This window comes from Hydrocoleum sp. CS-953 (genome assembly GCF_002260545.1).
Classification (GTDB): Bacteria; Cyanobacteriota; Cyanobacteriia; order Cyanobacteriales; family Microcoleaceae; genus Trichodesmium.
In genome coordinates, this window is sequence record NZ_LGSU01001092.1 from 1 (window position 1) to 6,687 (window position 6,687).

The following is a 6,687-nucleotide window of genomic DNA, read 5'->3' on the forward strand; positions in this document are numbered from 1 at the left end:
TTATAGGAGCTATTTTTAAGCATATCTGATTTCTCTCTACCTTTTTGTAGCATTCTTTTTTCAAAGTAGTCTAATAGATGTTATACTAAGATAATATAAAATCAATAAAATCTAAACTTCTTTTTTCTTGCCTAATCCTAATATAGAATCCGATTTACTTGTATCTGTGGAAGGAAGGCAGAAGGTAGAGGAAAAAGAAACTGAATTAACTGATAACTGAAATGACAGAATCCTCATTATTTGAACAACTAAAACACAAAAACCCTAACTTGCGTGAGCGAGCAATTTGGCAAATCGCCGAAACTCATGCCGAAACTCATGATGAAACTACTATTCCTCGCTTGATGGGAGTTTTGGCAGAAGAAGATACCGTTTATCGTCGAGCAGCAGTTAAGGCACTGGGAGCTATCGGGACAGATACTGTGCCATCTTTAGTAGATTCATTGCTCAACAGTGATAATTCAACTATTAGAAGTAGTTGTGCTAAGGCTCTAGCTCAGTACCTTTTTGTAGCATTCTTTTTTCAAAGTAGTCTAATAGATGTTATACTAAGATAATATAAAATCAATAAAATCTAAACTTCTTTTTTCTTGCCTAATCCTAATATAGAATCCGATTTACTTGTATCTGTGGAAGGAAGGCAGAAGGTAGAGGAAAAAGAAACTGAATTAACTGATAACTGAAATGACAGAATCCTCATTATTTGAACAACTAAAACACAAAAACCCTAACTTGCGTGAGCGAGCAATTTGGCAAATCGCCGAAACTCATGCCGAAACTCATGATGAAACTACTATTCCTCGCTTGATGGGAGTTTTGGCAGAAGAAGATACCGTTTATCGTCGAGCAGCAGTTAAGGCACTGGGAGCTATCGGGACAGATACTGTGCCATCTTTAGTAGATTCATTGCTCAACAGTGATAATTCAACTATTAGAAGTAGTTGTGCTAAGGCTCTAGCTCAGGTAGCTATTAACTATAAAGATATTCCCTTTCCCTCTGATGGAATTGAGGGTTTGAAACAAGGACTCAATGACCAAAACCCCGTTGTTCATATTGCTTCGGCAATGGCATTAGGGGTTATTGGTGTGCCTGCTTTAGATAGCTTGCTAGAGGTTCTTGATGGGACTGATAATTTAGGTTTGGCAGTAGCAATTCTTAATGCTGTTAGTTCTATTAATGACGATCGCTCTAAAGAAGTATTAAGCAAATTAGCTAATGATGAATCTGCTGATACCTATGTACGGCAAACTGCTAAGAGTGCTTTATCTCGCTTGGATATGTTGAAGTTTAAATCTAACCAAGGTTAAATTAATTTTTCGGCGTTTCACAATCAGGAATGATGAAATCCGAAAGTAGATATTTTTGGATAATTCTTTCCTCAATATATATACAGTTGAAAATCTATTATCATCAGGGCTTACGCATAAGATAGGAAAAACTAGGATCTGAGATTGCTTCCCTGTCGGTCGCAATGACGAAAATACGTTGTAGTGGGTAAGTCCTAATCATATCAAATCCAGATAATTACTATACTCAAGTCATTGCGACTGGAACGGAGTGGAAGGAAGCAATCTCAGGGGTTCGCAAGATTGCTTCTGCTTCGTCGCTGCGGACAACTGTTCAACCGGATTCTATATCATTCTTTAATGTGCAACCCCAATTTTTCTATAGCTAAAGCTTTCTGCTTCAGCCTGGTTAATGTTATCTAATAGCTGATTTATTCCGCATCGTTTTCTGGAGATAGTCTCTCTAATTGAGTAATTGCCAATTTGATAATTTTCTTAATCTCTTCGTCTGACTCTTGTTCCCATGCTGCTCGTAACGGTTCTAAAGCACTATGGGAACGAATTTTCATTAAAGACAAAGCTGCTGCTTTGCGGGTTTCACCGCTAGTCGGATGATTGAGTAATTCAACTAGATTAGGAACTGCTGGTTTGTAAGCTAAATTTCCCAAAACTGCTGCTGCTTCAGTGCGTACCTCTTCAGACGAATCTCCCAGGGCAGTTAATAAAATATTGAGGGCATCCTCCTCTCCTGAATCTTGGGCAATTTTAGCGATCGCTCCTACCACAGCAGACCTAACTGCCACCTTTTCAGAATTAATCTCCCGATACAAATGCTCTTTTGCTTCAGGTCCAATAAATGCCAAAGCCCAAGCTGCATGACCTTTGGTGCTTTCTGGATATTCTGTAGAGCCTAAAATTTCCAACAAAACAGGGGCAGCAGATTCTCCTATCCGAGCGAGAGCGCCAACTGACGATCCTTTAACTACCGTATCTTCATCATTAAGTAGGGCATGAACTAGGGGCGACACTGTATCTGGATCGGCAATTAAGGTCAAAGTTTTTGCACTAGCTCGTCGCACAACAGGATCGGAGTGATTGAGGAGAGCTTCAGTCAAAAAAGGAGTAGCTGGCTTGCCAATTTGTCCAAGAGTTTCGGCAAAACCTAAGCGGACCATTCCTCGTGAATCGCCCATGCACTCTACCATAAGTTGTAACTTTTGGCTATCATTGATGTCAAAAGTTTTTTGGACTGCTTGTTGTCTAGTTTCTGCGAGAAAAGTATCTATTTCTTCTGGAGACATGGAAAAACTATAATAATTTGAGAACTAATAATTAAAATACACTAAAAAACCCGCGCTATAATACCTAAGCATTGCAGCACCGGGTTAGATTACAAAAAAGAAAAATATTATGCTACTTCAGTAATACTTAGAATTTTTCCACCAGTTTTGTGAATGTTTTGAACTTGCTGAGACATCTGACTGTAGTTCACTACACATTCTTGACGACTAAACTTGCTCAACCTAGCAGGAGCTTTAGAAGTAGAAAACTTAATTTTAAAGCGCTTTTCTGTATTGCCATAATAAGCTCCGTTACCCACAGCGAGTAGCTTAATGGCAGTAGGTAAATTAGCAGCTACAGAAGTAATTAATTTGGCAGTGTTATCACTATCATTAGTAGCAGAACCTCGCAATAGAGAAAACGTCCGGTTGAAAACTTCGTTTTTCAATCCAACAATAGAACGAATACTGCGGGGATAGGGTACAATATTGTCACCAAAACTCTCGATATACTCATCACTATCAATGTAGGAGTCAATCTCAATTTCGTACCCCTGTTCATTATACATCTGAACGTGCTCAGAAATTTCCTCCTGTTCTTGAGGAGGACGACCTAAAAGATGTTTGAAGTTCAACTCAATAAAGCGATACTGAGATGAAGACTCAAAAAATAGTTTCTGATAAAGACTTGATTGAGCTACACTTCTAACAAACTCACGGACTGTAAGATCGCCATTGCGGAGCATAGACTCAGCACTAGATAGGCGATCGCCTTCCATCAAATGCTGATTTCCTAGAACTTGCTTATAGACAGCTCTGATGATCTGCTCTAGTTCGCCTTCAGTAGTATTGGGGCGAAGTTCTAGCGGATCGCCTTCAAAAGCATCTAAACCAAGACTTGCTGATGTAGTTAAGGTTGGCATTAATTTCCTCCTAAAGACTTAATCTTTAAATTGGTATTTCTGAAAAATTATATTTCTTTATAGAAAGCCTAAATTTTGCCTCTAGTAGAAGTAGTTAGACCGCAATTAATAGAATATAGGACTTACACGAGAGGAACCCGGTTTCTACGATAAATTGTTGCGCATGAACAATAGATGTCTACAAGAAACCGGGTTTCTGGGTTCGCCTGCGTGTTAGACCGCAATTAATAGAATATTAATTCTTATCTTCTGACTTCTACAAACAAAGCAAAATTATGTAGCGATACTTTTAAAGAAATGAGATTAGGACATGGAATTAATTAAATAATCAAGATATCCGTTGTATTCTACTAAAGCTTGAGCAGACATATCACGATCGGCGCAACCACGACTGCGGAGGAAACTTAAGCCAGTAATATAAGTAGCAGTATCAATACCTAAAGCACGATATACTTCTCTTGCTCCAGCAATTCCCCACTCATCAAGAGGACCTGTACCACCAACAATTAGACAATAGTTAATCAAGCGTAAGTAGTGAATCATATCGCGCTTGCACTTACCTTTTTGAGCTTCTGCATCCATATCCCGGCCACTACCATTGGGGAATTTGCTATAAATAGCATCTACAGCTTCTTGAGCTACAGCATCATAATTACCTGCTAGCTTTTCTGCTGCTTCGAGGCGAGCTGCAGAGCGCTCTAAGCCACCTTTTACAGATTCTAAATCGGAACCGCTGGGAAAACGACCTGCTAAATCAGCAGAAGCAACAGTTGTAGTTAAAACTGATTTCATAATTGAGTTTTTCTCCTCTTCTGAAAATAGATTGGGTTAAAATGTTAATTCGTCAAGTCTAAAACTGGTTAATCTTAACTGATAGCAGCAATAACTGCATCAAAGTAGCCAGCACACTCACCGGCCAAACTAGAGCAGTCGCCTTCAGTAAAGCTCATCTTACGGTATTTGCTTCCAGCTTGACCTTCAGTGTTGCTAGCTGTGATGTGCGCAACAGCACAAGCTTTCATAATTGCAACAGCACGAGCTGCATTACCTGTGGGAACTCCTAGAGCAGCATAGGTTTCCTTCAGACCATTGAGGCAGCGATCTGTGAGGACAGAAGCATCACCAGTTAACATTGCATAAGTAACATAACGAAGAATAATCTCTCCATCCCGTAGACAAGCTGCCATTTTCCGGTTAGTGTAAACACCGCCACCAGGTGCAGTTAAACCAGGGCTTTCGCAACAGATACCAGCAACAGAGTCAGTAACAATACAGCTAGCGTTGCTAGTAATAGCGTTAACAGCATCTAGACGTTTGTTACCGTCAGCAATAAATCCCCTTAAGGCTTCTAAATCTGCACCGCCAACAAAATTACCACTAGCGTCAGCGCTACTTACGGCCTTGGAAAAAGCATCAAGCATTTAATTCTCCTTGTAAAGCTAATTCTAATATTTGACTTAAAATCGTCACAGCTATATATAAGGTATATAGCTATTCAAAATCTCATTTATGAGAAACAAATTAATAAAACTTTACTAAGTGATATGCAAAATCTGTAAAGTTAATTTTTATTACTTTTCCTACTTAATTACTTGACAAACTTGCAGAAAATATTAAATTAATGAACAGCCCCCTTTTGCTTTGGGCTGGGGGTATTAAACATAAGGATTTTTAGTGTTGGTGAATGATGGTTATGATGTTAGGAGTCAGGAAATAGAAAAAGTTTTTTACTACCTAAAGTTAGTGACTATATTCTGATACTTAGAATCAGCAATACCGGATTACAAAAAACACAATTTCCTCAAAATAGTTTGGAGAGTTTTAATGCAGACACAACCTGTTAATACAAGCTTGATGGAAATTAATCCGACACAGGATTATTCAGATCGTCCATCTTGTTTAAAAGCAATCTATCGACAACTTTTTAAAGAAAATAGAAATTTCGATTTCTTTCGTAATTCTACATTAGATTCATTGTTTTTAGCAGGTGAATTAACAACCCGCGACATGATTTGCGAGTTACTTTGTTCAGAAATGTACAGAGACTATATTCTGGGAGTTAATAGCAACTATTATTTTGTTAGTCTTTGTTTTGAAAGAGTTCTTGGTCGTCCACCAGAACAATTGGAAAAGTATAAGTGGAGTTCTTTTTTAGCAACAGAAGGTCTCAGAGCTTTTGCAGAACAATTGACAGGAAGTGATGAATATATAGCAGCTTTTGGTGACAATATTGTGCCAAGTCGTCGTTCTATGAAACTCTTTTCCAGCGACCAAAATCTTCCTGCTTTACCTAAAGAGCAAAGTATTCAACGCTATACAGGACCAGGGAATATTAATCAGTATAAACCACATTATTATGGTAGTGTTCTACGTTGGAAAAATGGAAATCCACCCGTTCTTGTTAGTAAAATCTTTGCTGTTGTAGCTGTTGCATTCGGCATTGAAGTTATCAGGATATTTTTGACAATTGCCATTGCTGCTTTCAAGACAGGTTCTTTTTAATATTCCTGTGTTAAAAAGCATTTAAAATATTCACAAAAAATTTTCAGTTTATCCAGTTTTAATTNTGGTAGTGTTCTACGTTGGAAAAATGGAAATCCACCCGTTCTTGTTAGTAAAATCTTTGCTGTTGTAGCTGTTGCATTCGGCATTGAAGTTATCAGGATATTTTTGACAATTGCCATTGCTGCTTTCAAGACAGGTTCTTTTTAATATTCCTGTGTTAAAAAGCATTTAAAATATTCACAAAAAATTTTCAGTTTATCCAGTTTTAATTACTGTTTTAATCAATTTAAGGAGAAATTAACATGATTCATTTAATGACACTTGCTGCTGCTGTTCCCCATACTCCTGAGTGGAGTCCTCTAGTTGGAATAGTAATGATTATTTGCAATATACTAGCGATCGCTATAGGTAAGTTCACTATGGCTGCTCCTACTACTGGACCCGCATTACCTATGCCAGAAATGTTTGGTGGAATGGGGTATCCTGCACTATTAGCAACTACCAGTTTAGGCCATGTAATCGGATTTGGTGCTATTCTAGGGTTGGCAAATATAGGTATTCTCTAACCTACTGAAATACCTTCAGGGTGTTCTACTAACATTTAAAATATATCTGGTGAAAAATAGTAGAGATATTCCATGGAATGTCTCTACATTTGCTTTGGGTACTTTACCGAATAATTAATAATTAAT

8 protein-coding genes are annotated in these 6,687 nt (G+C 38.0%); 4 read left to right on the plus strand and 4 right to left on the minus strand.

What is annotated here, in order from left to right; all coding sequences use genetic code 11:
- Positions 1-221: 221 nt before the first annotated feature.
- The gene (locus AFK68_RS16485) at positions 222-557 is read left to right on the plus strand and encodes a HEAT repeat domain-containing protein (RefSeq protein ID WP_094673727.1); all 336 of its coding nucleotides are present in this window, start codon (positions 222-224) and stop codon (positions 555-557) included.
- Positions 558-684: 127 nt separating this feature from the next.
- Positions 685-1,308 carry a HEAT repeat domain-containing protein gene (locus AFK68_RS16490; RefSeq protein ID WP_094673728.1) on the plus strand — a complete coding sequence of 208 codons (624 nt, stop codon included), beginning with the start codon at positions 685-687 and terminating at the stop codon, positions 1,306-1,308.
- Between the two features lie 410 nt (positions 1,309-1,718).
- Here AFK68_RS16490 and AFK68_RS16495 read toward each other — a convergent pair whose 3' ends face one another.
- The 4 genes from AFK68_RS16495 to AFK68_RS16510 all read right to left on the minus strand — a co-directional run bounded on the left by AFK68_RS16495 (position 1,719) and on the right by AFK68_RS16510 (position 4,911).
- The gene (locus AFK68_RS16495; RefSeq protein WP_094673729.1) at positions 1,719-2,588 is read right to left on the minus strand and encodes a HEAT repeat domain-containing protein; all 870 of its coding nucleotides are present in this window, start codon (positions 2,586-2,588) and stop codon (positions 1,719-1,721) included.
- A gap of 107 nt (positions 2,589-2,695) precedes the next feature.
- Positions 2,696-3,490 (minus strand): phycobilisome rod-core linker polypeptide, encoded by a 795-nt coding sequence (locus AFK68_RS16500; protein WP_094673730.1) that lies wholly within the window; start codon positions 3,488-3,490, stop codon positions 2,696-2,698.
- A 303-nt stretch (positions 3,491-3,793) separates the two neighbouring features.
- Complete coding sequence (locus AFK68_RS16505; protein ID WP_094673731.1) at positions 3,794-4,282, minus strand: bleomycin hydrolase; 489 nt, start codon at positions 4,280-4,282, stop codon at positions 3,794-3,796.
- Positions 4,283-4,356: 74 nt separating this feature from the next.
- Positions 4,357-4,911, minus strand: coding sequence for a bleomycin hydrolase (locus AFK68_RS16510; RefSeq protein WP_094673732.1), 555 nt, complete (start codon positions 4,909-4,911; stop codon positions 4,357-4,359).
- Positions 4,912-5,314: 403 nt separating this feature from the next.
- On the opposite strand from AFK68_RS16510, the gene AFK68_RS16515 reads away from it, so the two are divergent.
- Both AFK68_RS16515 and psaK read left to right on the plus strand, forming a co-directional pair.
- A complete protein-coding gene (locus AFK68_RS16515; RefSeq protein WP_094673733.1) occupies positions 5,315-5,992 on the plus strand; it encodes a phycobilisome rod-core linker polypeptide in 678 nt (225 codons plus the stop codon).
- A gap of 305 nt (positions 5,993-6,297) precedes the next feature.
- Positions 6,298-6,561, plus strand: a complete 264-nt coding sequence (gene psaK, locus AFK68_RS16525; RefSeq protein WP_094673735.1) for a photosystem I reaction center subunit PsaK — start codon at positions 6,298-6,300, stop codon at positions 6,559-6,561.
- Positions 6,562-6,687: the final 126 nt, after the last annotated feature.

Coding starts and splice junctions, on each gene's coding strand:
- AFK68_RS16485 (WP_094673727.1), top strand. CDS start 222: ATGACAGAATCCTCATTATTTGAACAACTAAAACACAAAAACCCTAAC.
- AFK68_RS16490 (WP_094673728.1), top strand. CDS start 685: ATGACAGAATCCTCATTATTTGAACAACTAAAACACAAAAACCCTAAC.
- AFK68_RS16495 (WP_094673729.1), bottom strand. CDS start 2,588: ATGTCTCCAGAAGAAATAGATACTTTTCTCGCAGAAACTAGACAACAA.
- AFK68_RS16500 (WP_094673730.1), bottom strand. CDS start 3,490: ATGCCAACCTTAACTACATCAGCAAGTCTTGGTTTAGATGCTTTTGAA.
- AFK68_RS16505 (WP_094673731.1), bottom strand. CDS start 4,282: ATGAAATCAGTTTTAACTACAACTGTTGCTTCTGCTGATTTAGCAGGT.
- AFK68_RS16510 (WP_094673732.1), bottom strand. CDS start 4,911: ATGCTTGATGCTTTTTCCAAGGCCGTAAGTAGCGCTGACGCTAGTGGT.
- AFK68_RS16515 (WP_094673733.1), top strand. CDS start 5,315: ATGCAGACACAACCTGTTAATACAAGCTTGATGGAAATTAATCCGACA.
- psaK (WP_094673735.1), top strand. CDS start 6,298: ATGATTCATTTAATGACACTTGCTGCTGCTGTTCCCCATACTCCTGAG.